Here is a 26,551-nt window from a genome sequence, read left to right as displayed (position 1 = left end):
GCCTTCTTCGATGGCCTGTTTCTTCCAGGGCTCGTTGTCGCTCAAACTTTCGGTAAACGCCGAAATTTGCGGTTTGCCGAGCTTGGCTTTGGCAAGTCCGCGGCCGATACCCACGTAGGTATTGCGGTCGCCTTCCCAGTTGGTGATTTCATGGCTTTCGGCCAGTTCGCTGATATGTCCGCGAAAACTGTCCAGTGTGCCGCTGCTGGATACCACGAAGGTAGCGGTATAGTCGGCTACATCGGTTTCGTATTTTTCGTGTTTGTTACGCGACGAGTCGGAACTGGAGGTAAATGGACTGGACGCGCTTTTGAAGATGCCGCCGGAACTGTCGGACAAGCTACCTAGGCTGTCGGACGAGCTCTCTGAGCTGGTGGAAAACGAGCAGCCGCTGATTAGCGCTGTTCCCAGAACGACAGTAGTTGCCAAAGTAAAGGTTCTGCATGAATTCATAGGCTTTAGGTAAGGTATTTGTCTTTAAAATTAGTAGTTTTACCGGTTATTTGTAGAGACGCAAGATTTTGCGTCTCTACAGGGTTTCGTTGGCGGTAGTAGAGCTATTTTCCAACGCCCGCCGCCTGCAAATCCGCATGATAAGAAGATCTTACCAAAGGCGCGCTGGCAACCTGTTTGAAGCCCAATTCGCGGGCGATCTCGGCATAGCGCTGGAATTGGTCGGGATGAATGTATTCCTGCACCGCCAGGTGGTCTTTGCTGGGCTGCAAATATTGGCCCAGGGTCAGCATGCTGACGCCGTGGGCCTGCAAATCTTTCATCACCTCGACTACTTCCGCTTCGGTTTCGCCTATGCCCAACATCAAGCCGGATTTGGTCGGCACATTGGGTAAGCGCTGACCGTGTTGTTGCAATAGTTTTAGGGAAATGTGGTAATCCGCGCCGGGGCGCGCTTGCAGATACAGGCGCGGCACGGTTTCCAGATTGTGATTGAACACATCGCACGGCTGTTGTTGCAGGATGTCCAACGCCGTGTCCATCCGGCCGCGAAAATCCGGCACCAATACTTCGATGGTGGTGTTCGGCGATTCGTTGCGCACCGCCGCGATGCAGGCAGCAAAATGGTTGGCGCCGCCGTCGCGTAAATCGTCGCGGTTTACTGAAGTAATTACCACGTATTTCAAGGCCATCGCGGCGATGGTCGCGGCCAGATTGGCCGGCTCTTCCGCGTCCAAAGGCTGCGGTTTGCCGTGGGCGACATCGCAGAATGGGCAGCGGCGCGTGCATAAATCGCCCATGATCATGAAAGTGGCGGTGCCGTGGCTGAAACATTCGCTCAAGTTGGGGCAGGCGGCTTCTTCGCAGACGGTGTGCAGGCGGTTTTCGCGTAGCGATTGTTTGATGCGGTTGACTTGATCGCCGGTCGGGAGTTTGATGCGGATCCAGTCCGGCTTGCGCAGGATTTGCTCGGGCTTTTCCACCTTGACCGGAATTCGCGACAGCTTGTCGGCGTTGCGTTGGTGAGTTTCTGGCGTGGAGCGGGAAGGGGCGTTGAGGGTCATATTGCCACCGGGCACTTGTGTTCGTTTTTGAATCTCCGCAAGCCTGGCTTTTTTTGCGCTGCTTGTTGAGTTTGCTTATTTTAGATTTCTATCGCTTGCAGTAGCTGATGCACAACGGGCACAGCTAGTTCCTGAGTGCTTATTTTAACGCCCAAATCGGCCAGTTGGGTCACTTGTAAACCGGCATAGCCGCAGGGATTGATGTCTGCAAACGGTGCTAAATCCATGTCGTTGTTGATACTTAGGCCATGGTAACAGCAACCGTGCTTTATACGCAGTCCCAGCGAGGCAATTTTGCGCTCGTTGACGTAGACGCCCGGTGCCTTGGGCTGCGCCTGGGCGGCGATGCCGTATTGCCGCAAGGCGTTTATCACCGCGTTTTCCAGGATAGTCACCATCTGCCGTGGCCCTTTGTTGAGTCGGCGTAAGTCGGCCAGCAGGTAGATTACTAATTGGCCGGGGCCGTGATAGGTCACTTGACCGCCGCGGTCGCTTTCAACGATTTCGATGGCGTTGGCTTTCAGCAGATGTTCGCGCTTGCCGTTTAAACCCAGGGTGTAAACCGGCGAATGCTCGACGATCCAGATTTGGTCGGCCGTGTCGCCATCGCGTTCGGCGGTGAATTGCTGCATGGCTTGCCAGACGCCGAGATAGTCTTGTCGCCCCAAATTACGCAGGACGGTCGCTGCCTTACTTGGCATCAGTCCGGTTTACAACGCCATCAGCACATCGGGGCAGGCTGTCAAGCCCATGTAGATCGCGTCCAGTTGTTCGCGGCTATGTGCTTCGATCATGACCGTCACTGCCAGATAATTGCCGCCTTTGCTGGGCCGGGTGGTGACTGCGCCTTCCAGGATGTCCGGGACATGGCGGCGGACGATTTCCACGACGATAGCGTCGAAATCGTCGCGATGCTTGCCCATCACCTTGATAGGGAACTGGCAGGGAAATTCCAGTAAGCTTTCGGTTTCGCTCATGACAGTGATGCTTTGTATGCTTGCAGTAAGTCGTCCATGCATTTCCAGACCGGGCCGGGCTTGCCGTCACCGACTTGCTGGCCGTCCAGTTCGATCACCGGTACGATCTCGCGGGTGGAGCTGGCGACCCAGATTTCGCTGGCGTTGTGCAGCGCTTCCAGCGCGATGATGTCTTCCTGATAAGGGATGTTATGCGCGGCCGCCAGTTCCAGAATCACGTCGCGGGTTATGCCGGGCAGGATTTCATGGCTTTTTGGCGGTGTGATCAGTTCGCCGTCCAGCACTGCAAACAGATTGCTGGCCGCGCCTTCGACGACGTAACCGTTGCGTACCAGTACCGCTTCCGCACAGCCTTGATCCAGCGCTTCCTGCCTGAGCAGAATGTTGCCCAGCAAGGTAATGGCTTTGATGTTGCAGAGCTGCCAGCGGGTGTCGTCCAGCGTAATCGCCTTGATGCCGTTGACCCGGCCGGCGAACGGCGCGATATCCGAGCACATCGCAAATATGGTCGGCACGATTTGCTCTGGAAAGCCGTGATCGCGCTTCGGCGCATAACCGCGGGTGACTTGCAGGTAAATGTATTGATCCCTGTCATCCGCCAGCAGCGGCCGGAAAATCGCTTCCCAATCCGCGACGCTGTGCGGCAGCGGCAAACGGATGCCGTTCAGGCTGTTGTTGAGCCGGGTAATATGATCTTCCAGTCTGAACAGCCGGCCGTTATAAGCGGGAATCACTTCGTAGACGCCGTCGCCGAATAAAAAACCGCGATCCAGTACCGACACCTTCGCGTCGGCTAGCGGCAGATAAGCGCCGTTCAGATAGACTTGCTCGGTCATTCTTTCTCCAACAGGCCTATGGCTGCATCGTACAGCCGGCGGAAAATGCCGCCCTCGGCTACCGCGTCCAAGGCTACTAGCGGCTTGCTGAGTATGGATTCGCCGGCCAGCGAAATGTTCAGGTTGCCGACCGTGTCGCCCTTGTTTAACGGTGCGAACACGCCCTTATCAATCTGGGTTTCGGCTTTCAACTCGTTAAAGTGTTTGCGCGGGGCGGTGACATACAGGTCTTCCGGCAAGCCAACCGCGACTTTAGAGGTTACGCCTTTTCTGACTCGGGCTTCGCTTAAGGGCTTATTGCCTTCGTACAGGCGGTGGGTTTCGAAGAAGCGGAACCCGTAATTTAGTAGCGATTGGCTTTCGTTAGAACGCGCGCCGGCGCTGGCGGTACCCATGACCACCGAGATCAGCCGCATGTCTTCGCGTTTGGCCGAAGCCACCATGCAGTAGCCGGCGTCATCGGTAAAACCGGTTTTCAAACCGTCAACCGACGGATCGCGCCACAGCAGCAGGTTGCGGTTTTGCTGGGTGATGCCGTTGTAAGTAAATTCCTTTTGCTTGTCCCAGCGATAGTATTCCGGGAACTCTTTAATCACCGCTCGGGCTAAGGTAGCCAGATCATGCGCCGAACTATAGTGATTAGGGCTGGGCAGGCCGGTGGCATTTTCGAAGTTGCTGTTGGTCATGCCCAGACGGCCGGCCTGTTCGTTCATCATCGTCGCGAAGGTTTGTTCGCTACCGGCGACGTGTTCGGCCAAGGCTACGCTGGCATCGTTGCCGGATTGAATGATCATGCCTTGCAGCAAGTCTTCCACCCCAACTTGTTTGTTAACTTCCACAAACATCTTCGAGCCGCCGGTTTCCCAAGCGTTCTGGCTAATGGTGACTTTTTCGTCCAGCGTCAAGTGACCGGCTTTCAGCTCGCGGAACACCACGTAGGCCGTCATGATTTTGGTCAAGCTGGCAGGGGATACGCGCTTATCGGCATCTTTTTCGGCCAATACCCGGCCGCTGTCGAAGTCCAACAGGAAGAAGCTGGAGGCCGCGACGCTAGGGGCGGCAGGGGTAAAAATCGGGCTGGCGGCTTGCAGCGAGAAGGCGGTTAACAATAACAGCAGCCCGCTAAACAGGCTGATTGTCGTACGGAAAGGTTGGCTCATGGTCGCAATTCAAAAAAGTCATTCTGGAAGGGGGCATTGTAACACCGAGAGCCGCCGCTTAGAAAAACCCTCGTATTGTGCTATGCGGCTTGAGCCAAAAGCCGGAGATTGTTGCAACTGTTTGGATTCGCTGGCAAGTTGGCTCACGCGCCCCTGTTGCAGATTTTGAATTTGCAGGCGCAATCCTGTAAGGCCATACAAGCGGTTTGCTCGATGGGTTTGTCCAACAAAGTGGACATCAGCGCGCGGTCGAATTCGCACAGCTCCGGGTATTGCTGGGCCAGATCGTGATAAACGCAATTAACGGCTTTGATGGTCGGCTGCACTTGTTCGGTATCCATTTCGGCGTGATACCCCAGCGATTGCATCAATTCCACCAGCGCGCTTTGCTTTTGCACTGGGTCTTTGCCGCTGAATTGCGGGGCCAGCGATTGCGCCAGATTGACGCCCATGCGCCACAGCATTTGCCGTAAAGCCTTTTCGCCGAGCTCCTCTTTCAACTCGCCCAGCAACAAGTTGCAAAACCAGGGATATTGCTTGGGTAGGCGGTTACGGCCTTGTTCGGTCAGTGTGTAATTGCGCGAAGGCCGGCCGCCGGTGCTGTTCAAAGCCGCTTCCTGGACCAACTGATCTTTTTCCAAGCCGGTGAGGTGCTGTTTCACGGCATTTCTGGAAATCTCCAACCGCGCGGCCAGCTCGTCGATACTCATGCCGTCGGTGCTGGACAGCAGTAATTTTAAGATTTGCTCTTGGCGCGAGCCGGTAAGTTTGACCATATGTATGTCGGGCGGTCGAAAATAAGTGATGCGGCATTCTACGCCGGATCAACTAACAGGCAAAGCACTGCGAGCCTATTTTTGTCATATAAATAACTTTTATAATAAAAATATTGCAAAAGTAGTTTTTTTGGCTTACTCTGCATTCGGCTTTGAAAAGCCGCATTTTTTAATTTTGCAACGAAAGGCAGACCATCATGAGCGAAACCACGGCAACTCTTTACGAACAACTGGGCGGCGAAGCGGCCGTTAATGCAGCCGTCGATATTTTTTATCGCAAAGTTTTGAGCGATCACCGTATCAACCGCTTTTTCGATAACACCGATATGGACAAACAGGCAGCCAAACAAAAATCCTTTTTAACCATGGCTTTTGGCGGTCCCAATAACTATTCCGGCGCCGATATGCGTCAGGCCCATGCGCATCTGGTAAAGAAAATGGGTTTGGACGATTCGCACTTTGACGCGGTAGTCGAAAATCTGGCCGCTACCTTGCAGGAACTGAACGTGCCGCAGAATTTGATCAATCAAGTCGCGGCTATCGCCGAAAGCACGCGTAACGACGTGTTGGATCGCTAGGCGCTGGAGTAGGGGATGAGCTCGCATAAAATCAGCGTGAACGACCGCGAAATTGTTTGCGAGTCTGGCGAAACTGTGCTGGACGCGTGTCTGCGCGAAAACGTCGACATCCCCTACGGCTGTCGGCAGGGCGCCTGTCAAAGCTGCATGGTGCGCAGCTTGCAGGGTCCGCCGCCGCTGGCGGCGCAAGACGGTTTAAAAGACGTGTTGTGCCATCAAAACCATTTCCTGGCATGTCTGTGTTATCCGCAGCAGGATATGGCGATCAGCATTAGTTCGCCGGCCGAATTTTTTACCGAAGCGACGGTGATAGAAAAAAGTTTGCTGAATGCGGAAACGCTGCAACTCACCTTGCAATGCAAGGAGACGATGGATTATTACGCCGGCCAATTCGTGAATCTGAAACGCGCCGACGGATTGACCCGCAGTTATTCGATCGCCAACAATCGGTTGCACGCGAACAAGCTCAGCTTTCATATCCGCCGATTGGCCGGTGGCCGCTTTAGCGAATGGGCGCACCAGGAACTGAATGTTGGCGACAAGCTAGAGGTCTCCGATCCGCAAGGGCTGTGCTATTACCTGCCCACTCAACAGGAGAATAATCTATTACTGGTCGGCACCGGTAGCGGCCTGGCGCCCTTGGCCGGGATTATCAGCGAAGCTTTGCATCACGGCCACAAGGGGGCGATCCATCTGTTTCATGGTAGCCGCGAGATGGACGGTTTGTATTGGATAGCGGAAATGCAGGCACTTGCCGCCCAGTTCCCTAACTTTCACTATACGCCGTGTATATCACGTGGGGATGCGCCGGATGGCGTGGCCAAGGGCCGAGCCAACGACGTGGCGATGACCCTGTTGCCCAGTTTGAAAGGCTGGCGGCTGTATCTATGCGGCCATCCTGATATGGTCCATCAAACCAAACGCCAGGCGTTTTTGCATGGTGCGGCCTTGCAGGACATCCATGCCGATGCGTTTCATGTGGCGTCGGCAACCCTGGATTGAGGGGGAAGCGCGTAAACCTTTTGCCGCTCCAGTATCGCTAGGGCGCGGATCTGTTCCAGCACCTGTTGTAAAACCGGCGCATCGCTATCGCGCTGCGACACCATATAAGCCGGTAATTTGAATTGCGGGCTGTCTGCGACCGGAAACAGTTTGCCGGCTTGCAGCAACGGTTCGGCGAGGCGCTCCGGCAGGAAACTGGAGCCACGGCCTTGCGCCAGAATAAGCTGTATCGCCATCCAGCCGATATTGACCACCTGCGCCGGCCGTTCCAGATTGGGGTAGCTGTTGCTGTGCTGCGCGTAAAACCCCGGCGCCCAATCGACATAAATGTAATCGTCATTCGGCCAGGGTTGCTTGGGGTCGGTAGTCAGCAGCACTAATGTCTCGTCGAACAAATGTTCGATTTGCAGGCCGGGGCTGTGCTGAGGTGTGTACATCAAGCCTATATCCAATGAGCCTGCCACCAGGCTGCGCATCAAGTCGTCTTCAAAGCCGATGTCGTTACGGATGGAAATATCCGGCATAGCCTGCCGTATCTCGCTGATCCATTCCGGCAACAAGGTTTCGCACAAGGCAATCCGCGCACCGATGCTGATGCTGCCGCGAAACCGGCTGGGCAGGCCTATATCGTGCCGGGCTTGTTCCAGTGTTAATAGCAAGGATTTGGCATGCCATAAAAAACGCCGACCCGGTAAAGTCAAGGTCGCGCCGGAGCGGTTGCGCACGAACAGTGTCACGCCCAAATACGCTTCCAGGCGCTGGATACGGGTGCTGACGGTGGATTGCGTCACGTATAGGCGATTGGCGGCTTCCAGAAAACTGCCGTTGGCCGCGACGCTTAAAAAGGTTCTGATTTGATCGATGTCCATGGTTTTAATATTGCATTTGTCGATATTAAAGTCCAATAAATATCGCTTGTCTTATGTCAAAGCGGTTTTTATAGTGACTGCCCAGTAATGTATCGATTCGATGGCATTCATTGGCGCGGAGGAAATCATGAAAACTTCAAGAGTTGCGTTTACCAGGCTATTGGGCGACGCCAAAACAGTTCTGCTGGGATTGGCTTTGCCGTGTTTGTTGGCGGCCTGTACGGCGCCGAGTATTAAGCCTGCCGCGTCACAAATCGACCAATTGCACAGTTTTTTGATTGTGCCGGTGCAAGCACCGCCTCTGGAAGTGATACCTGACTTGATCGAGCGCCGCGATCCGGCTTACCGGCATGCCCAAAATATGGCCTTGGGTTTTGCCCTACCCACCGAGCTATATCAAACTGTCGGCGGCATCGTCATCGCGGGTATGGTCAGCGACAGTCAAGCGGCTGATGTGGATGGGATTACCACGGCGGCGCCAACGGCCGCGGGCGGCTCCGCGAATACCGAGTTAGTTTGGACGCCCGCTAGGGCGGCGGCGCAGAAACTGCGTAGTTTACTGGCGGCGGAAAACCGCAAAGGCGAATTGAGCCGCGAGTATTATCAGTTGCCTACAGCAGGCGACGCCAGTTTGCAGCATTGGCATCAGGCTATCCAAACCTGGTACGGCCAGAACATCACACCAATCGATTATACGGCGATGGGCAGCTACGATGCGGTGATAGAGGTCGGTATCGGCAGATATCGAATTTTCGAAGGGCAAACGTCGTTGCAGCTTTTGATCAAGCTCATCGATCCGGTGTCGCGCAATGTCATCGCCCGCACGCTTTCCGAGAGTTTCAAGGTCGATGATCAGGCGCTCGCCTCCCTGGATAACGGCGGCGAAGCGTTTAAGCAATTGATCAGCGATATGGCGGTGCCGCTGTTACGGCAAAGTTTGGGTGACATCGGGCTGCGCATATCGCCGCAAGTGAATGAATCTTAGCCTGCTGACTGGGCCAATAAGCGGATGAGCGTGGTCTATCAAAAACGCCTGCGCGGCTGGCGTTTTACGTTATTTAATTGCTGTCTGGGGTTTGGGCATGCACTGGTGATTTTCAATGCCGGCGCTTACATCGCCATGCTACCCAGAGTGGCCGGCGGCTTGGGCGTGCCGCCCAGCTTTGCTACCTGGACCCAGACCGATTACATGATAGCGCTGGCGCTGGCGTTTCCGGTGGGCGGCTGGTTGGCGCGGCGCTTTGGCGAATATCGGCCCTTCGTCGCTGCCTTCCTGGCTTTTACCTTAGCCTCTTTCATTTGCGCGTATTGCACCGCTTTTTACAGCTATCTGGCCGGCCGCATTTTACTGGGATTTGCCGGCGGTTTGACGCTGCCCTTGGGCCAGGCCTTGCTGCTGAAGGAATATCCGGATAGACGTAAATCGCTCGGCATCGGAGTTTGGAGCATATTCACGCTGACGCCGTTCACCTTCGGTCCGCCCCTGGGCGGCTGGATAGCGGATAATCTGGGTTGGCGCTGGCTGTTTTGGCTCAACATCCCAGTGGCATTGGCGATTGCCGGCATCGTCGGCGCGCTGCTATATCGGCGCGGTCACCGACTATCCTGGCAGCGCTTCGATAGCATCGGATTTCTGTTGTCGGTGATGCTGGTGTTTGGTTTACAGACTTTGTTGAATCAAGGCAACGATTGGGACTGGACCCATTCGGCCTATATCAATGGCTTAATCGCGTTGATAGGCGCCACGCTGATTTACTGGGTGGTCTGGGAATTGCACGTGCGCCGGCCATTTCTGGATATTCGCCTGTTTGCCCACCGCAATTTTGCCATTGGCGTCTTCATTTTATTCACCGGTTTTCTGTGCTTTCAAGGCTTGTTGTCCTTGTTGATCGTGCAATTACAACTGGCTTTCGGCTATTCGTCCTGGGAAGCCGGTTTGGTATTTCTGCCGATGGCCATCCTCGCCAAGCCGATGGCTAGCGTCTTTCATGAGATCGTCAAACGCTGCGATGCCCGGCTATTAGCCAGCGCCAATTTGCTGGGATTTGCCGCCACTTATTTCTGGTTGAGCCGCTTTGACGATCCGGACGCGTTTGCGCAATTGTTCTGGCCGAAATTGCTGGAAGGCGCCTGCCTGGGCAGCTTTTTCGTTCCGATGACCGCATTGCTGCTGCACGGCCTACCGGCCGAGCGGCAATGGCGGGCGCTGGAGCTGGCCAATCTGTTGCGGATAGCCGCCGGTGCGATCGGTATTGCCGTGCAAGGCATCGTGTTGTACCGGCGGGTACCGCAGCATTTGACCCGCTTTGCCGAAAATCATGGCGCGTTCGAACTGACCGATCATCCTGCGCTGGCCGCACTGAATTCGTTGGGGTTCGCCGAGACGGCGGCTTTGGCCAAATATGCCAAGCTGGCCGGCCGCGATGCGGTGCTGCACGGCATGAACGATGCGTTCTGGATGGCCGGTTGCCTGTTTGTCGGCATGGCGGCGCTGGTCTGGTTTGCGCATCCAACCCGCACGCCGGTTAAAGCCAGTGTCGAACAGGAGTTGCGGCGGGAAACTCAGGAATTGCTCGCGGAGGAAGCCTGATGTCCGCTTGTCGACTAATTGCGCTGGCTTTTGTGGTGGACTTTTCGGCGGGCTGCGCCCGGTTCGGCGATGAAGAGAGTACACGCGCCAGTCTGTTACAAATGCCAGAAATGACAAACACCGTCGCTGCCGCACGTGGCAGTTTCGCAAGCAGTGATGCTTGGCCGTCACAGACTTGGTGGACGGGGTTCGCCAGCCCGGAATTGCAGCGCTTGATAACCACCGCACTCGCTGACAATCCGGATTTCAAGGCCACCGCAGCAAGGTTGCGGCAGTCGCAGGCGATGGTCGATGCGCAGGCCGCCGAGTTGTATCCGACCATTGACGCCAATGTCAGCTTCTCGGCGCAACGCTTCTCGGCAAATAGCGTGCAAGCCAAACTGGCCGGGGAAAACTTTCGGCACATGCTGATTAATCCCTTGATCTTGCGTTACCACCTGGACTTTTGGGGGCGCGACGCGGCGGCCTTGCAAAGCGCGGTCGGTCGGTCGCTGGCGGTCGCGGCTGAACTGGCCGATGCGCGGCTATTGTTGGCGGCTACCGTGGCCAAGGCTTATTTCGAGTTGCTGGCCGCCAGCGAAAAGCAGGACATCGCCGCGCGTATCGTCGCCGAGCGCCAAGCGTTGTTGAGGTTCGAACAAACGCGTCTGGCGACCGGTTTGGCCACCGACGCACCAATATTGCAGGCCCGAATAGCCCTTGCTAACGCCGAGCAAGGTTTGGCTGCGGCGCATAGCGATGTGGAATTGAATAAAAACCTGTTGGCGGCGCTGGCCGGGAAGGGTGTGGATTGGGGCTCAGCCATCGTCATCGAACAAGATCAGGTTGAGCAAGCGTTAACACTGCCGGTTGATTTGCCTTTGCATTTGTTGGCGCATCGTCCGGATATTAGCGCGGCGCGGCTGCATGCCGAGGCAGCGGCCGAGGAAATCAAGGTGGCCGAGACGGCGTTTTATCCGGACGTCAATCTAGTGGCCTTCACCGGTCTGCATAGCGTCAGTTTGAGCGATGTGTTGTTGCAGGGTTCCAGCCTGGCATATGCGGTCGGGCCTTCCATCGAGTTTCCGATTTTCGAGGGCGGCCGCTTGCGCGCCAATCTGGAATATCAGCAAGCTGCTTATGATGCGGCGGTCGAGCGCTATAACCGCAGCTTGGTGCATGCGGTACAGGAAGTAGCCGATGCGCTGAGCCGCTGGCGTGAGCTTGATGCGCGATTGGTGGCACAGCGGCAAAGTTTGGCCGACGCATTAGCCGTCGAAAAGCTGGCTGACAGTTTACATAGTCACGGCTTGTCCGATCGCGCCGCGCCGAGTCTGGCCAAGCTGGAAGTCTATCAGCAACAGTTTCGTTTGGCCGCTCTGGTTGGCGAACAGCACAAAGCTCGGATCAATATCATCAAGGCGCTGGGCGGTGGCTACAGCGACGCTAAACCCGCAAAGCAATGACCTTAAGCATGCAAAAAAAAATTCGTCCCCGGGAAATTCTGCGCCAACGCCAGCGCCGCTTGCAAGGCGTCACCTTGGCGTTATTGCTGGCCGGCTTGGCTTATCTGGCTTATTGGTGGCTGGTGCATCGCGACTGGATCGCCACCGACGACGCGTTCGTGGCCGGGCATTTAATTACGCTGAAAACGCAGACTGACGGCACCGTGGTGGAAGTGTTGGCCGAAAACACGCTGTGTGTGGAAAAAGGCCAGTTATTGGTGCGGCTGGATGGTGTGCATGCCGGCATTGCCTTGCAGCAAACGCAAGCCGAATTGGCGGAAGCAGTGCGGAATATTGTCAGTCTACGTGCCAAATCCGAGACCTTGAAGCAGCGGGTGTTAGCCAAGCAAGTCGTATTGGAACAAGTCAATCACGACCTGGCGCGCTTTAAAGCGGCGGCGAAGGATGGTGCGGTTTCCGACCAGCAACTGCAAACCGCGCAGGACAAAATCCGCGAGCTGGACGCGGCGATTAAAGAAATTCGCGCCGAACAAAGCGGTGTCGATGCGCAATTGCTGGATTCCGGCATCGATAATCATCCCGCCGTGGAAAAATCCAAGAGCCGTTTGCGTCAGGCTTATCTGGACTATCAGCGGCGTAATCTGGTGGCACCGGTGTCGGGTTGTGTGGCCAAGCGCAAGGTTGAAGTGGGCGATACTCTAAAAGCCGGCGCGCCGTTGCTGGCTATCGTGCCGCTGGATGATCTGTGGATAGAAGCCAACTTTCTGGAAAGCCAGATCGCCGGGGTTAGGCCGGGGCTGGCGGCGGAAATTCGCGTCGCCGCGTATGGTGATGACCGGGTTTATCACGGCCGGGTACAAGGCATTAATCCGGGTACCGGCAGTATCTTTGCGCTGTTGCCGACCGATAATGCCACCGGTAACTTCATTCATATCGCCGAACGTATGCAGGTACGCGTCGCGTTGGATGCCACGGAACTCAAGGCCAATCCTTTGCAACCCGGACTCTCGACATTAACCCGTATCAAAATAGCGAACACGGATGTTTCGGTGACGGCGCCCAAGGTGGTGTTGAACGGTGAGGCTTATCATACCGACATTTATGACCGGGAGCTGGAAGGTGCTGAACAGTTGATCGAGGGCATCGTGTTAGCCAATCGGCTGCGCTAAAGTAGCTTTTTCCAAGCGGCGATCCGTGAATTCCCACAAAATTGCTGCAATAAAACGCCGCTACGTGTATCTTTGCCTTCCGGCAAAAATGGCCGAAATCAATAAACCAAACCGGCGACTGCGGCAAGGCGCACGCCGATTCTAAACATTTTAATTACGGATTAACTATGTGTTTTAGTGCCAATATGTCGCTGGGATTGGGCGTCGCGGGCTTGGTCGCAGCGAGTGTGACTTTTCTGGATAAAGACGAGACTTTTTGGGTCAGACTAGCCCGCGCCTATGCCATCTTCCATTTTTCCTTGATGGAGTTCATTCAGTTTTTCGCGTATCCGGTGGCAGATCAATGCGGTTATGGCGCCAACCTTTTTTTAAGCGAGCTGTCTTCGATGCATATTAGCCTGCAAGCGTTTGCGATCATGCCGGCTCTGGCGACCTATTCGTCTGATCCCAAAGCCTTGAGGAAGGCCTTTCTTGTTGGCAGTTCGCTGAGCAGCTTGTTTTTGATACTGACTCGCTTGCCGAACGACTGGCAGATGTTTGACATTGACCCCAATTTCATTGGCCGGATGAATTCCTGTCTGTTCATGGGGATCTATCATATAGGCTATGCGATCTCCAGCGCTTTTGGCCTCCTGGTTACCCATGGTTCGCTGTTTGCGTTGGCCTTTAGTGCGTTTGTCTGGAAAAATAATTGGCGGATCGGCATCTACCATTGCTTCGGAGCGCTGATGACTTTGTTTATGCCCCAATGGTTGTTCGGGATTAGTACCGGTGAAGCGGCCGCTATGTATTGTTTTTATTCGATTCCGATCACCGCCAGCTTCATGCCGCAATTTAAAAAGTTTTTCTCCGCCCAATCCGGTGATTGGTCAGACGGTATTCCGGCCAGGCAGCAGTCTTGATGGCTGCGGTAGAGATGCAAGATGTGCGTCTCTACTGTCTCCACGCTTCAATAAATCCTTGATAGAACGCCGGGTCGGTGACGGTAGCGCCGCGCCGACCCACCAGCGCCGACGCAAAATCCTGCGCCCGCTTTAGCGTCTGAGCCATAGGCCAGTTCTCGGCAATCCCCAATAACAAAACCGCTGCAAACGCGTCGCCGGCGCCGACGGTATCGACTATGTCGATGTTGCCGTCGGGGGCGATGCTGAATAATTCCCCCGACGAGTCCAGCGCCAGCGCGCCTTGTCTACCGCGGGTAACGACCACGCCGCTTAAATGATAAGTCTGCTGCAATAAGTGCATCTTGTTGCTTATGCTCTGCTCGCCGGGCAGCAGCAATTCCAACTCCTCGTCGTTCAATTTCAACCAATCTGCGCCGGCGACCCATCCCAAGATCTCATCCGCTTGCCACCAGGGCGCGCGCAGATTCACATCCAGAAATATCGGGCCGCGCCAGGAATGTTTTAAATCGAGCAAGGTTTGCCTGGAGACCGGGTTTCGTAAGGCCAGGCTGCCGTGATAGAGCAAGCTCTGCGGGGGCTGGTGCTGCAATGCCTCCGCATTGATGTAGTCGTAAGCTTGTTGGTCGAGAATGCGATAGCTGGGCTGCCCATCTGTTATGCTGACGGCTACGCTGCCGGTCGGGTGAGCAGCGTCGATTTGCATGGCGGATCGAGTCATTCCGACACTTTGCATGGCCGCGAGGATCTCGCGGCCGGCTTCATCTTCTCCCACCCGGCTGATAAACAGGGCTTGCCGGCCCAAAGCTTGCAGATGCCAGGCGACGTTAAATGGTGCGCCGCCCAGTATCCGGCTACCGTCCGGAAAATTGTCGAATAGCACTTCGCCGAAGTTGGTGAAAAAAGCTGTATGCATCAGTCTGGCCTCGCCGCAATTGCTGATTGAGGCCGGCAACAATAATCAAAGCGCACGGAAATGACAATCGGCTTTTAGCCGCTTTGTTCGTTTTCAGGGCACTTGTCGGCGAGTGTTGCACTGATGTGGTGCGTAATCTAATTTGGGCGGCCAAGCGGCGATTTAACTTTTTGATAAATAGACATTAATTAGATTGGCATGTGGATTGCTGAAGGATGGTCATGAACATAAATACTTTTTTCGATGAAATGCGTACCTCAACCGGCAGCGTACGGCGCCTGTATCAACCGTTCGCGGAGTGGCTGAGCGGTACCGATCACGCCCAGTTGATGCAAAAATCCCGCGAGGCGGAAATGCTGTTCCGGCGGGTGGGAATCACTTTCAATGTCTACGGCGACGAGGCCGGCGCCGAGCGGCTGATTCCGTTTGATGTCGTGCCGCGCATTCTGGCCGCGACGGAATGGCGGGTATTGTCGGCGGGCGTGATTCAGCGGGTCACGGCGCTGAATGCGTTTTTGAACGACCTGTATCACGATCAGGAAATCATCAAGGCCGGGATCGTTCCGGCCAGTATTCTGGAAAACGAGATGTATCGGCCGGAAATGCAGGGCGTGGACGTGCCGGGTGGTATTTACGCGCATATCGCCGGCGTCGATATTGTGCGTACCGCCGAGAATGAGTTTTATGTGCTGGAAGACAATCTGCGCACGCCGTCCGGTGTCTCCTATATGCTGGAAGACCGCAAGATGATGATGCGTCTGTTCCCGGAACTGTTTCGCCGCTACGCGGTAGCGCCGGTCGAACATTACCCGCAGGTGTTGTTGAATAATCTGCGTGCGGTAGCGCAACCGGGTGTTTACGACCCGACTGTGGTGTTGTTGACCCCAGGCGCCTATAACAGCGCGTATTTCGAGCACGCGTTTCTGGCACAACAAATGGGTATTGAATTGGTGGAAGGCCAGGATTTGTTCTGTAAAGATAATGCGGTGTTCATGCGCACCACCGAAGGCCCAAAGCGCATTGATGTGATTTATCGGCGCATCGACGACGATTTCCTCGATCCTTTGTCTTTCCGGGAAGATTCGATGTTGGGCGTGCCGGGCTTGGTTTCGGTGTATCGCAATGGTGGCGTAACGCTGGCCAATGCGATTGGCACCGGGGTGGCGGATGACAAAGCCACCTACACCTATGTGCCCGACATGGTGCGTTTTTATCTGGGCGAGGAACCTATCCTGTCCAATGTGCCCACGTACAAGCTGGAAAACTCTGACGATTTGAAATATGTACTAGAGCATCTGGAGGAACTGGTGGTTAAGGAGGTGCAGGGGTCCGGCGGTTATGGCATGTTGGTTGGCCCGACTTCATCCAAACAGCAGATAGAGGAGTTTCGTGCGCGGATTTTGGCCGAGCCTGACAACTACATCGCTCAGCCTACCTTGGCTTTATCGACTTGCCCGACTTTAGTCGAACAAGGCGTGGCGCCGCGCCATGTGGATTTGCGGCCCTTTGTGTTGTCTGGCAAGTCCACGACACTGGTACCGGGCGGCTTGTGCCGGGTGGCGATGCGGGAAGGTTCGTTGGTAGTCAATTCCTCGCAAGGCGGCGGCACTAAGGACACTTGGGTATTGACTGGAGACGCACCATGCTGAGCCGTACCGCTGATCATCTGTATTGGATGGCGCGTTATATCGAGCGTGCCGAGAACATGGCCCGGGTGCTGGATGTGACTTATCGGATGTCATTGGTCGCCAATAGCGCCTACGACGAAACGGCGCGCTGGAAACCGCCGGTGCAGATTGCCGATGATATCGAGGCTTTCGAGAAAAACTATTCCGGTTATACCGCCGTTAATGTGATTCGCTTTATGGCCCTGGATGAACGCAATCCATCCAGCATCGTCAGCGCGTTGAACTCTGCGCGGGAGAATGCGCGGGCGGTAAGGGTGGCGATGTCATCGGAAATGTGGGAGACGGTCAACGCCTTGTGGTTGGAGCTCAGGCAGCGCATTCGCCAGGGTTTGAACGAAGCCGATATTTGCGAGTTTTGCGACTGGGTCAAATCCCGCTCGCACTTGTTTCGCGGTGTTACCTTCGGAACAATGTTACGCGATGACAGTTACAAATTTGTGCGTTTGGGTAGCTTTGTGGAGCGGGCCGACAACACTGCACGCCTCTTAGACGCCAAGTATCAGTTGCTGTTGCCGGTCGTAGATGCTCAAGAGGCCCAGGTCGACTATTACGAATGGAGTTCCTTGCTGCGTTCAGTGTCGGCATTCGAGGCCTACCAAAAAGTATTTCGGGATACTATCGAGCCCTGGAAAGTGGCGGAGTTGCTGGTAATACGCGACGATATGCCGCGTTCCTTGCACGCCTGTTACGACGAATTGGCGCCTATTTTGGAACAGTTGTGTCGGCAGCGGGGCATGGAGTGTCTGCGGCTGGCCGGTGAAAATCATGCGCGGCTGCATTACGGGCGGATGGCCGACATTTTTAGTATGGGCTTGCATGAATTTTTGCAGGATTTCATTTTGCGCAACAACGCGCTTGGCGCCGAAATTCAGCGGGCTTTTTTAAACGGGCCGGAATAAATATATGATTGAACCGTGTCGGAAATATTTGATTTGCCGACGGTTTAAAGGACTTTTTGGCGATTCAGCCTAACGGACAAATAGAGTTAGAGGTAAACGAATGATAAATTCACTGATCCACCCCAAGCAGGGCGATAAGGCCAATTCGCCCTGGTTTGACGAGTTTCTAGTCAAATTATTGGAAAACCGGGATCGTACCGGCCTGACCGAAATGATCCGCGAAATCGACGCGTTGATGTTGACGGTGGAGCCGGGCTGTTCGGCGGCCTATGTCAGCGAATTGGCGTTGATGACGCCTTACCACTATTTGGTGACCTTGGAGTCCGAGAGCCATTGGACCCATGTGCTGCGGATCGATATGAATTCGCCGGACTTGTTAGTGCGGGAAGTGCGTGTACCCGGGCGGGGCGACATCTTCCGCAGCCTGAACGAGGTTTATCCGATCGGCGCCCACAAGCCCAATTCACGCTATATGGGCGAGATTTTTCGGGTCAGCAATTTGCATGAAGTGGTCGAACAGCAAAAAGCCCGGGAAATCCGCTTCTTCAATCAGGATCAAATCCGCAAACTGGAATTGCCGGGCAATATGGCTATCGTCAAGCCGTCGCCGTACACGCATAACATCGTTGCTTACTGGGAGCGGCCGCCGGAGGACATCAGAGTATATGCCTTGGGCAATAGCATCATCCTTGATGATGTGAATCGCGGTTACCTGCATGCCAAGGAAATTCAGGAAGAATTGGGGCTGGACAAACTGATCCGGCCCATCGATCATTTAGCCACCCGGGTTTATAGTCAGAACCGGGAAGTGGCGATATTGGAATATTTGACGCTGTCCAGCTATTACTATTGGGGGTCTTACGACATTGCCAATCAGAATTCGTCTACTAACGTCACCAAAAGCATCCATTATCCCGAGGAGCGGATCAGTCCGGCCAAAGTGTTTACCGCCGCCAATCATCCGTATTTTGTTAATCATCTGGTAGGCTTGCCGTCACCGACCGAGAGTTTTGTGCGTAACTATGGTCCGCGCTTGCACCACGTGGCTTTGGAAGTGGCGGACGGCGAGATTAACGGCCTAGCCAATATCGATTATGTGGTACAGGCTATCCGGGCCAGGGGCAAGGATTTTCTGCTGGATGTGATCGGTTCGCGCGAGGAAGGTTTGAAGCAGATATTTTCCAGCGCGTCAGAGCATTCCTCGTTGATTGTGGAGTATGTACAACGTTTCGGTAATTTCGACGGTTTTTTCACCAAGCAGAATGTGGCGGAATTGACGCATGCGGCGGGCGTGGAAGAAAACCTAAGGCTATTGCAAGCGGAAAGTGAAGCAGCCAACGCGGTGTCAGCATGAGTATCAGAGTCGCGATCAATCATAAAACCAGTTACCACTACGATCATCCGGTCCAACTGAGTCCGCATGTGCTGCGGCTGCGGCCGGCTTCGCACTCGCGGACGGCGGTCAGCGCGTATTCATTGACCATCAAACCGGACAAACACTTCATTAATTGGCAGCAGGATCCGTTCGGTAATTATCTGGCGCGCTTGGTATTTCCGGAAAAAACCACCGAATTTTCCATAGAAGTCGATTTGATCGCCGACATGACGGTAATCAATCCATTCGATTTTTTTCTGGAAGAGTATGCCGAACATTACCCGTTTAGTTATCCTGAGCAATTGGCCAAGGAACTGGCGCCGTACCTGGAAATACGCGAGCAAGGACCTTTACTGAAAACCTTTCTGGCTGGGTTGAAGTGGGACAAGCAAGGCATCGTCGATTTTCTGGTGGGTATCAATCAAGCTGTGAATCAGGTCGTCAACTACGCAATCCGGATGGAGCCGGGCGTGCAAAGTTGCGAGGAAACCTTAGAAAAAAAGCTGGGTTCTTGTCGAGATTCCGGCTGGTTGCTGGTGCAGGTGCTCCGGCACATGGGCTTGGCCGCGCGCTTTGTATCGGGGTATTTGGTGCAGCTGGTAGCGGATGTGAAATCGCTGGATGGCCCATCGGGTACTGATCACGATTTTACCGATCTGCACGCTTGGGCTGAAGTCTATATTCCGGGCGCGGGCTGGGTGGGCCTCGATCCTACCTCCGGCTTATTTGCAGGTGAAGGGCATATTCCTTTGGCCTGCACCGCCGACTATGTCAGTGCGGCGCCGGTCAGCGGCGGCTTTATCGGCAAGGCCGAGACTACTTTCGGTTTTTCCAATCGCGTCAGCCGTATCCATGAGGATCCGCGCGTTACTAAGCCTTACACCGACAGGCAATGGACAGACATTGAACGTCTGGGCGAAAAGGTGGACGCCGAGCTGAAAGCCGGTGATGTGCGTTTAACCATGGGCGGCGAGCCGACGTTCGTGTCCATCGACAACATGGATGCGCCGGAATGGAACACGGATGCCGACGGCGAGGAAAAACGCAAGTTGGCCGGAAAATTGGTCAGACGTTTGCGTGACAGCTTTGCGCCGGGCGGCTTGTTGTATTTCGGTCAGGGCAAATGGTATCCGGGAGAGGCACTGCCACGCTGGCAATTGGCGTGTTTCTGGCGCAAGGACGGCAAACCGATCTGGAAGAATCCGGCCTTATTGGCGGATGAGACCCGCGATTATGGGTTCGACACCAAGCAAGCCGAAGCTTTTATCCGCGATTTGGTCAAACGACTGGGCGTGGCAAGCGAGTTTATTCTGCCGGGTTTCGAAGATCCGCTCTACTACCTGTTACAGGAAGGATTGGTACCGAAAAACCTCGATCCTTTGCAAATCGATTTAAAAGACGACTTGGAGCGCAAGCGCTTGGCCAAATTGCTCAGCGCGGATCTCGGTGCGCCGGTCGGTTATGTTCTGCCGCTGCACTGGAGCTATCAGGCCGGCGCTTGGAGCACTAGTGCTTGGGAATTTAGGCGCGGCGAGATGTTCCTGGTGCCGGGCGATTCGGCGATGGGTTTGCGTTTACCCCTGAACAGTTTGCCTTGGGTGCCGTTCGAAGAGCGCGATCACGCCCATGAGCGTAGTCTTTACGAACCGGTAGAGCCGTTGGGCGATATAGATTCGGAAGTTAGCCGTCGTTACAGCCAAATGGCAAAGCAGGAACTGCATCCCACCGAAATGGACGCGGCCGACGATGAGACGCCGCACGACCCGGAATGGGTGCCGCATACCGCTTTGTCGGTGCAAACACGTGAAGGTCGTTTATATGTCTTTGTGCCGCCCACTACCGAGTTGGAGCATTATCTGGACATTATCGCATCGGTGGAGGCGACTGCTGCCGCGTTGAAAATGCCGGTCGTGATAGAGGGTTATCAGCCGCCGCACGATTTGCGCCTGACCCGCTTGCCGGTGACACCCGATCCAGGTGTGATCGAGGTGAATATTCATCCGGCCGCCAGCTGGAAAGAGCTGGTGCATAACACCACCACTTTGTACGAGCTGGCGCGGCTGACACGGCTTGGCACCGAGAAATTCATGCTGGATGGCCGTCATACCGGTACCGGTGGCGGCAATCACGTGACTTTGGGCGGCATTACCCCGGCCGATAGTCCAATTTTGCGGCGGCCGGATTTGTTGCGTAGTCTGGTCACTTATTGGCAGCATCATCCGGCCTTGTCCTATTTGTTTTCGGGCTTGTTTTTGGGTCCAACCAGCCAGGCGCCGCGCGTCGACGAAGCCCGCAATGACAGTTTGTACGAGCTGGAAATTGCCTTTCAACAAATGCCGGAGGGCGAAGTAGCCGCACCGTGGCTGGTCGATAGGTTATTTCGCAATTTGCTGGTGGATATGACCGGGAATACGCACCGTAGTGAGTTTTGTATCGACAAACTCTATGCGCCGGGTACCGATGCCGGGCGGCTTGGACTCCTGGAACTGCGTGCTTTCGAAATGCCGCCGCATGCACGCATGAGTCTGATGCAGATGCTGTTGCTAAGAACTCTGGTGGCCTGGTTTTGGCGCGAGCCTTACAAGAAGCCTTTGGTGCGCTGGGGAACGCAATTGCATGACCGCTTTATGCTGCCGCATTTCATTGCCAGCGATATTTACGATGTGGCGCGTGATCTTCAGGCGGCCGGTTACGAATTCAAGACCGAATGGTTCGCACCGTTTTTGGAGTTTCGCTTTCCCAGGATCGGCAGTTTGCGGGTTGACGATTTGCAATTGGATTTATATCAGGCTATTGAGCCCTGGCACGTGTTAGGCGAAGAAATCACCAGCAGCGGCACCGCCCGCTATGTCGACTCCTCGGTCGAACGCTTGCAAGTGACGCTCAGCGGAGCGATGGGTGAACGCTATGCCTTGACCTGTAATGGTCGCAGGGTGCCGTTACGGGCTACCGGCAAGCAAGGAGAATTGGTGGCAGGCATTCGCTATCGGGCCTGGAACCCGCCGTCGGCCTTGCATCCCACTATCGGCGTGCAGGCACCGCTGGTATTCGATTTGGTAGACACCTGGAACGGCCGGTCTATCGGCGGTTGCACGTATCATGTCTCTCACCCGGGCGGCCGCAATTACGACACGCTACCGGTTAACGCTTACGAAGCGGAAGGGCGTAGGGTTAGCCGTTTCTGGCAACATGGGCATACGCCGACCGATACGGTGTTGGAATTACCAAGTGAGGAGTTAAATAAAGACTATCCGTTTACATTGGATTTGCGCTGGAATGCGAGCTAAATAGAGCGGCGAAATTAAAAAACGCTCATCAGCGAGTGTCGGTTTTTTTTACAATTTAGCTTGAAATTAACTCGATTTGCTATACCATCTTTTCCACGGGGCGAGAGAAAGTAACTATAGCTACTTGAACTTGTTAGGAATATCTCTTTATAAGGTTGGTGTCTCTTGAATCGACAGAAGCAGTCTTTTGATAGTTGTTTTGAGGTTTTTTTAGCCGATACACCGGAAAGTAAAAAAATTCATTATCAACTTAGGTACCGGGTTTATTGCGATGAAATAGGCTTTGAGGAGAAGGAGCAGTTTCCAGCGCAGCTAGAAATGGACGAATGGGATAGTCGTGCAGTTCATTTTTTAGTGAGGCATAAATACACGCATCAGTGGCTGGGCGGATTGAGGATGGTCAGGCATAAAGGTCACGTTTTTCCGTTTCAGGAAAGCAGTATTACACATGAGCGGATACCGAGCGCCAGATACAAAAATTCCGTTGAAATTTCCAGGCTATGCATTACTAAGGAAGCAAGGCGCTTTGCTTTTAGAAACTCGGCCATAGACGCACCTGAAGAAAATCGCAAAATTAGTTTCCTGCACGATTACCGCAATATCAATAGAAACATAATGTGGGGGCTGTATCGGGCGGCGGCGCTTTATTCGGTTCGGCAGGGCATTAAACATTGGTATATGTTATCCACTCCGGCACTGGCTTATTGTGTTAAAAAACAAGGCTTCGATATACAGCAAATAGGCGAGGCAGGCAGTCGTGAAAGTGTGCGCCTACCTTATTATTTGAGCGCAAAGCAAGTGTTGGATAATTCCTTATGGCTTGAGGATTACCGACACGATTTCCGGTTATATTCGGATATTACTAATGACATTTCGGTCGATGTGGGCGGGCGTCAGGTAAAGCAAATCGGCGTTATTTCTTTTGTATCGAGAATCTGATTTATCCGTTTGAATCCGCCGTGTAAAACCCTTCTTACAATCATGAACCGTTCGCGCGGGCAAGCCTTCTATGTCAATCCAGGTGTTCATCTGAATGATTACGGAGCAAAGCTTGCAATCCGTACTTTTCAAATAAACCGTACAGGGTCGGCCGCGTAACTCCCAATAATTTGGCTGCTTCGGATATGTTGTTGTCTGCGTAGGTCAACGCTCGTTTGATGGCGATGGTTTCCGCCGCTTCTCGCACTGATTTTAGATTCAGCGGCATGGACTTGTCGTTATCGGTACCAATTTCCAGCTCTTCGGCGGTAACGAAATTGCTGTCGGATAAAATGACGGCGCGTTTAATTTTGTTCTCCATCTCGCGAATATTGCCGGGCCAGTTGTAGGCTTCAAGAGCACGGGCGGCGTCATGGGAAAAATGTTTTTCCTTAGAATTGTTCTCTCGGCAATAACGTTGTAGCAGCGCATTGGCTATAGTGATGATGTCGCCTTCGCGTTCGCGTAGGGGAGGGATGTCAACGACGATCTCACTGAGTCGGTAATATAAGTCGCCCCGGAAATTGCCTTGCGCAATAAGATCGGGTAGGTGTCGATGCGTTGCACATATGATGCGCACGTCCACGGCAATTTCTTTTCTGCCCCCTAACCGTTCTATGACGCGTTCCTGGATGAATCGCAGCAATTTTGCTTGCAAGGCAAAAGGTAAGTCGCCGATTTCGTCCAAAAAGAATGTGCCGCCTTGCGCATATTCGATCTTGCCTTTGGTTTGTGCTACCGCGCCAGTGAATGCGCCTTTTTCATAGCCGAATAATTCGCTCTCTAACAATGTTTCCGGTATGGCTGCGCAGTTAACCGCTACAAAAGGTTGTGAGGCGCGTGCGCTTAAGCGATGTAAGGCTTTTGCCATTAGCTCTTTACCTGTGCCGCTTTCGCCGATTAGCAATACGGTCGCTTGAGTCGGCGCAATTTTTTCAATCATCCGCATCACTGCTTGCATTTGCGGGCTGGTGGCGATCACACCCGTCAGAGGCTTTTGCTGTTGCAATATTTGATAGTCGCGTTCCAGGGCGTCGAGCTGAAACGCTCTTTCTATGATTAAGCCCAAGACGTCCGGGTCTACCGGCTTTTGATAAAAGTCATAAGCGCCTAAGGCTACTGCATGAATAGCATTTGCTCGGTCATCATTGCCGGTTACCACGATTATCTTGGTGGCTGGCGCTAAAGCGAGAATTTCCTTGAGAGTAGCGAGACCTTCAGTGGCGTTGGTAGGGTCGGGTGGTAAACCGAGATCCAAGGTAACGACGCTTGGCGTATAGCGTCTAAGTGCTGCTATTGCTTCATCTCTATTGCTTGCTATTACAACTTCGTATTGTTCGAAGGCCCATTTCAGTTGTTTTTGTAAGCCTGGGTCGTCCTCGATAATTAACAGTACTTTAGAAGTGATCATTATTTCCTTGTTTTGCGGAAACTCGCTGAGCTAGTGGTAACTGAATGGTGAATGCAGTGCCTTGGCCTGGATTGCTATCAACCCGGATATTTCCAGACTGCTTTAGGATGTAATCGCGGGCTTCGTAAGCGCCGATGCCCATTCCGGCATTGCCTTTTGTCGTATCGAACGGCTTGAATAAGCGTTCCGCAATGAACTGCTGGTCCATGCCTATACCGTTGTCAATGATCTTGATGACAGCATAGTCTTGGTTTTTTGTTAATTCAAGCTTAACCCAGCCATCGCTTGTCGCTATGGCGTCTTGTGCGTTTTGAACCAAATTAGTCAAGATATTGGTCAATTTGATTTTGTCCGCCGTCACGAAGCACTCGCTGAGTGTCGTGTTCATTTGTAATGGTGGCGTACCGAGATGCTGTTGCGCAATATTATTAACTAATTCCACCAAATTGATGAAGGTGTTGGCTGTGGTTGTGTTGGTTTCGCCTTGTTTTAACTGTTCTACTATATGGTGCATTTTTTTGACCACGTTATTTAGCGTGTCTATGGTGTCGTCGAAGAAGTCCGGGTTATGTTTATGCTTTTCGGCGTTCTTTACGATCAAGGAGATCTGAGCTACCAGATTTTTGAGGTCATGCACCAAGTATGCTGAAAGGCGGTGGTACGTTTCAAATTGGCGATTATTGGCGAGTTCTTCACTTGTCCGGTTCAGAGCTAGCGCGTTGGCTAATTGCATACCCACTGTCTTCAACAGGTCGTGGTCTTCCCAGTCAAGTTTTCGTGGCGCGCGCGCCTGAGTTAACACTACAAAAGCCTCAAGTTTGTTTAGGTGAAATAGCGGCACTATAAGCCACACTTGGCTATCTTCGTAGCACCACGGCGATAGATCTATATCATCGTACACTTCCGGAGCATGAGCTAGTTCGAAAAAATCGATGACCCATTGTTTGTTAGCTAGATATTGAGGTAGGTCGCCTATGTTGTGGAGATATTCAATTTCTTGCGGAGTGAGTTTGAGATTTTGTTCCGCAGCTAAAAAAAAATGGCCTTGATCGTTTTTTAACCATAAGCCGCCGCCAGCGCTCTCCACTAGGTCCGTCAAAGTGGTTATGATGAATCCTTTTAGCTCCTCAAGCGACTCAAGTTTTGCGAGCGATTTGCTGATCTTGAGCCACTCTTCGCGGTAATCGTAGCTGTAGTGGAAAAAATGCTTACTAAAATAGACCTTGGAGATCGCTCTTATTTTACCGGATGTAAACGGGATAATGAGCAGGAGAATGGCAAGAAAAATAAATAGAGTTTGTGCTGCTTCGCCCCATTCGGTATTGGCGCGTTTGATATAAAAACCGGCAAATGACATAAGGATTAAATAGATGCCGCAACCGAACAGGATCGTTGAGTAAAAAATAGTTTTGCGAGGTGTTGTCAGTTCCGTACTTTGACTGTTAAGCTTTAGTCGGCTTAATGTGACCGCTAAAAGTGGTGTCATGAGTGCGTTGATTACACCTCGTGATTGCCAGAGCGAGAAATCTAGGCTACTGAATAGTAGCGATTTGCTATAAACCAGCAAATCCACGGCAAATAGCGAGCCAAGGCTTATACACAGAAATTTGAGGTTCCACCTTTGCTTCAATGGGGTGCTACGGTAAAGCTGTTCAACTAGAATGAGGCCAAACACGGCGAATACGACGTGTGATGCGAATCGAGGATCGACGTTTAGATGTTCTCGGATCATGGTTAGGTAGCCGGGGAAGATCTCAATGCCCAATACCAGCGCTAAAATTAGGGTGGCGACTACACTGACATTTGATTTGAATATTTGTTTGTGATCGTTATATATCTGTTTGGATAGCAGTACCCCAAGCTGTAAAAACCAAGATGCGTTGCGGAGGGTTTCGTACGGCAGGGTGTCAGCGAAGAAGAAATGGCTATTTTTTGTGGCGATTATCACGCTTGTACACCAAGTAAAAGAGCACAGAACTGCTATTATGAAAGGCAGATTCCAGTGATTCCTAAAGCAAGCGTACAAAAGTAAAAAACCATAAGCGATTGCCGCGCTCAAGTAACTGTAATAAATGTAGCTTTGCATTAAGTGTCGATGTTTAAGGGGTTTTTAAAATTCCGTGTACTTATTATACGATCATAAACGCACTAAGCTGGACCATTACTTTGCAAACTC

23 protein-coding genes are annotated in these 26,551 nt (G+C 53.3%); 12 read left to right on the top strand and 11 right to left on the bottom strand.

Translation table 11 applies throughout. The features are described 5' to 3' along the window. From A1332_RS20470 to A1332_RS20440, 7 genes are all read right to left on the bottom strand, one after another. Nucleotides 1-453, bottom strand: a 453-nt coding sequence (locus A1332_RS20470; RefSeq protein ID WP_157204069.1) for a putative lipoprotein, incomplete at its 3' end; no start/stop codon positions are given. Nucleotides 454-557: 104 nt separating this feature from the next. After that, entirely contained in the window at nt 558-1,517 is a 960-nt protein-coding gene (lipA, locus tag A1332_RS20465) for a lipoyl synthase (RefSeq protein ID WP_064010277.1), read from the bottom strand. Nucleotides 1,518-1,597: 80 nt separating this feature from the next. Continuing rightward, nucleotides 1,598-2,218: a lipoyl(octanoyl) transferase LipB gene (gene lipB, locus A1332_RS20460; protein ID WP_064010276.1), complete on the bottom strand. Its 621-nt coding sequence runs from the start codon at nt 2,216-2,218 to the stop codon at nt 1,598-1,600. 9 nt (nt 2,219-2,227) lie between these two features. Continuing rightward, a complete protein-coding gene (locus A1332_RS20455) occupies nt 2,228-2,494 on the bottom strand; it encodes a YbeD family protein (protein WP_064010275.1) in 267 nt (88 codons plus the stop codon). Continuing rightward, the gene (locus A1332_RS20450; protein ID WP_064010274.1) at nt 2,491-3,330 is read right to left on the bottom strand and encodes a D-amino acid aminotransferase; all 840 of its coding nucleotides are present in this window, start codon (nt 3,328-3,330) and stop codon (nt 2,491-2,493) included. The genes A1332_RS20455 and A1332_RS20450 overlap by 4 nt, the downstream gene beginning before the upstream one ends. Beyond that, a complete protein-coding gene (locus A1332_RS20445) occupies nt 3,327-4,490 on the bottom strand; it encodes a D-alanyl-D-alanine carboxypeptidase family protein (RefSeq protein ID WP_064010273.1) in 1,164 nt (387 codons plus the stop codon). The genes A1332_RS20450 and A1332_RS20445 overlap by 4 nt, the downstream gene beginning before the upstream one ends. A 143-nt stretch (nt 4,491-4,633) precedes the next feature. Beyond that, nucleotides 4,634-5,266 carry a helix-turn-helix transcriptional regulator gene (locus A1332_RS20440; protein WP_064010272.1) on the bottom strand — a complete coding sequence of 211 codons (633 nt, stop codon included), beginning with the start codon at nt 5,264-5,266 and terminating at the stop codon, nt 4,634-4,636. A gap of 197 nt (nt 5,267-5,463) precedes the next feature. Here A1332_RS20440 and A1332_RS20435 point away from each other — a divergent pair, with 197 nt between their 5' ends. Then, nucleotides 5,464-5,844: a group I truncated hemoglobin gene (locus tag A1332_RS20435; RefSeq protein ID WP_064010271.1), complete on the top strand. Its 381-nt coding sequence runs from the start codon at nt 5,464-5,466 to the stop codon at nt 5,842-5,844. Between the two features lie 15 nt (nt 5,845-5,859). Further along, nucleotides 5,860-6,846, top strand: a complete 987-nt coding sequence (locus A1332_RS20430) for a 2Fe-2S iron-sulfur cluster-binding protein (RefSeq protein ID WP_064010270.1) — start codon at nt 5,860-5,862, stop codon at nt 6,844-6,846. On the opposite strand, the gene A1332_RS20425 is transcribed toward A1332_RS20430, so the two are convergent. Then, nucleotides 6,819-7,751: a LysR family transcriptional regulator gene (locus A1332_RS20425; protein WP_231890375.1), complete on the bottom strand. Its 933-nt coding sequence runs from the start codon at nt 7,749-7,751 to the stop codon at nt 6,819-6,821. The genes A1332_RS20430 and A1332_RS20425 overlap by 28 nt on opposite strands. Before the next feature lie 91 nt (nt 7,752-7,842). Between A1332_RS20425 and A1332_RS20420 the strand changes: the two genes are divergently transcribed. From A1332_RS20420 to A1332_RS20400, 5 genes are all read left to right on the top strand, one after another. Further along, the gene (locus tag A1332_RS20420) at nt 7,843-8,700 is read left to right on the top strand and encodes a hypothetical protein (RefSeq protein ID WP_157204068.1); all 858 of its coding nucleotides are present in this window, start codon (nt 7,843-7,845) and stop codon (nt 8,698-8,700) included. A gap of 24 nt (nt 8,701-8,724) precedes the next feature. Beyond that, nucleotides 8,725-10,305, top strand: a complete 1,581-nt coding sequence (locus A1332_RS20415; RefSeq protein WP_064010268.1) for a DHA2 family efflux MFS transporter permease subunit — start codon at nt 8,725-8,727, stop codon at nt 10,303-10,305. Further along, nucleotides 10,305-11,750: an efflux transporter outer membrane subunit gene (locus A1332_RS20410; protein WP_064010267.1), complete on the top strand. Its 1,446-nt coding sequence runs from the start codon at nt 10,305-10,307 to the stop codon at nt 11,748-11,750. The genes A1332_RS20415 and A1332_RS20410 overlap by 1 nt, the downstream gene beginning before the upstream one ends. A gap of 8 nt (nt 11,751-11,758) precedes the next feature. Next, on the top strand, nt 11,759-12,919 hold the full coding sequence (locus A1332_RS20405) for an efflux RND transporter periplasmic adaptor subunit (RefSeq protein WP_231890374.1): 1,161 nt from the start codon (nt 11,759-11,761) through the stop codon (nt 12,917-12,919). Between the two features lie 167 nt (nt 12,920-13,086). After that, nucleotides 13,087-13,821 (top strand): DUF5765 domain-containing protein, encoded by a 735-nt coding sequence (locus tag A1332_RS20400; RefSeq protein ID WP_064010265.1) that lies wholly within the window; start codon nt 13,087-13,089, stop codon nt 13,819-13,821. A gap of 31 nt (nt 13,822-13,852) precedes the next feature. Here A1332_RS20400 and A1332_RS20395 read toward each other — a convergent pair whose 3' ends face one another. After that, nucleotides 13,853-14,737 carry a PfkB family carbohydrate kinase gene (locus A1332_RS20395; RefSeq protein ID WP_064010281.1) on the bottom strand — a complete coding sequence of 295 codons (885 nt, stop codon included), beginning with the start codon at nt 14,735-14,737 and terminating at the stop codon, nt 13,853-13,855. 215 nt (nt 14,738-14,952) lie between these two features. On the opposite strand from A1332_RS20395, the gene A1332_RS20390 reads away from it, so the two are divergent. From A1332_RS20390 to A1332_RS20370, 5 genes are all read left to right on the top strand, one after another. Beyond that, nucleotides 14,953-16,386, top strand: coding sequence for a circularly permuted type 2 ATP-grasp protein (locus A1332_RS20390; RefSeq protein ID WP_064010264.1), 1,434 nt, complete (start codon nt 14,953-14,955; stop codon nt 16,384-16,386). Next, nucleotides 16,380-17,324: an alpha-E domain-containing protein gene (locus A1332_RS20385; RefSeq protein WP_064010263.1), complete on the top strand. Its 945-nt coding sequence runs from the start codon at nt 16,380-16,382 to the stop codon at nt 17,322-17,324. Before A1332_RS20390 ends, A1332_RS20385 begins: the two co-directional genes overlap by 7 nt. Before the next feature lie 100 nt (nt 17,325-17,424). Then, a complete protein-coding gene (locus A1332_RS20380) occupies nt 17,425-18,678 on the top strand; it encodes a hypothetical protein (RefSeq protein WP_064010262.1) in 1,254 nt (417 codons plus the stop codon). Further along, nucleotides 18,675-21,986 (top strand): DUF2126 domain-containing protein, encoded by a 3,312-nt coding sequence (locus A1332_RS20375; protein ID WP_064010261.1) that lies wholly within the window; start codon nt 18,675-18,677, stop codon nt 21,984-21,986. Before A1332_RS20380 ends, A1332_RS20375 begins: the two co-directional genes overlap by 4 nt. 165 nt (nt 21,987-22,151) lie before the next feature. Beyond that, nucleotides 22,152-22,925: a PEP-CTERM/exosortase system-associated acyltransferase gene (locus A1332_RS20370; protein ID WP_064010260.1), complete on the top strand. Its 774-nt coding sequence runs from the start codon at nt 22,152-22,154 to the stop codon at nt 22,923-22,925. A 73-nt stretch (nt 22,926-22,998) separates the two neighbouring features. Here the strand turns inward: A1332_RS20370 and prsR are convergent, their stop codons facing one another. Both prsR and prsK read right to left on the bottom strand, forming a co-directional pair. Next, on the bottom strand, nt 22,999-24,375 hold the full coding sequence (prsR, locus tag A1332_RS20365) for a PEP-CTERM-box response regulator transcription factor (protein WP_064010259.1): 1,377 nt from the start codon (nt 24,373-24,375) through the stop codon (nt 22,999-23,001). Further along, nucleotides 24,362-26,461 carry an XrtA/PEP-CTERM system histidine kinase PrsK gene (gene prsK / locus A1332_RS20360; protein WP_064010258.1) on the bottom strand — a complete coding sequence of 700 codons (2,100 nt, stop codon included), beginning with the start codon at nt 26,459-26,461 and terminating at the stop codon, nt 24,362-24,364. The genes prsR and prsK overlap by 14 nt, the downstream gene beginning before the upstream one ends. Nucleotides 26,462-26,551: the final 90 nt, after the last annotated feature.

Source organism: Methylomonas methanica (assembly GCF_001644035.1).
GTDB lineage: Bacteria > Pseudomonadota > Gammaproteobacteria > Methylococcales > Methylomonadaceae > Methylomonas > Methylomonas methanica_A.
This window is presented reverse-complemented; position numbering and strand designations above follow the sequence as displayed.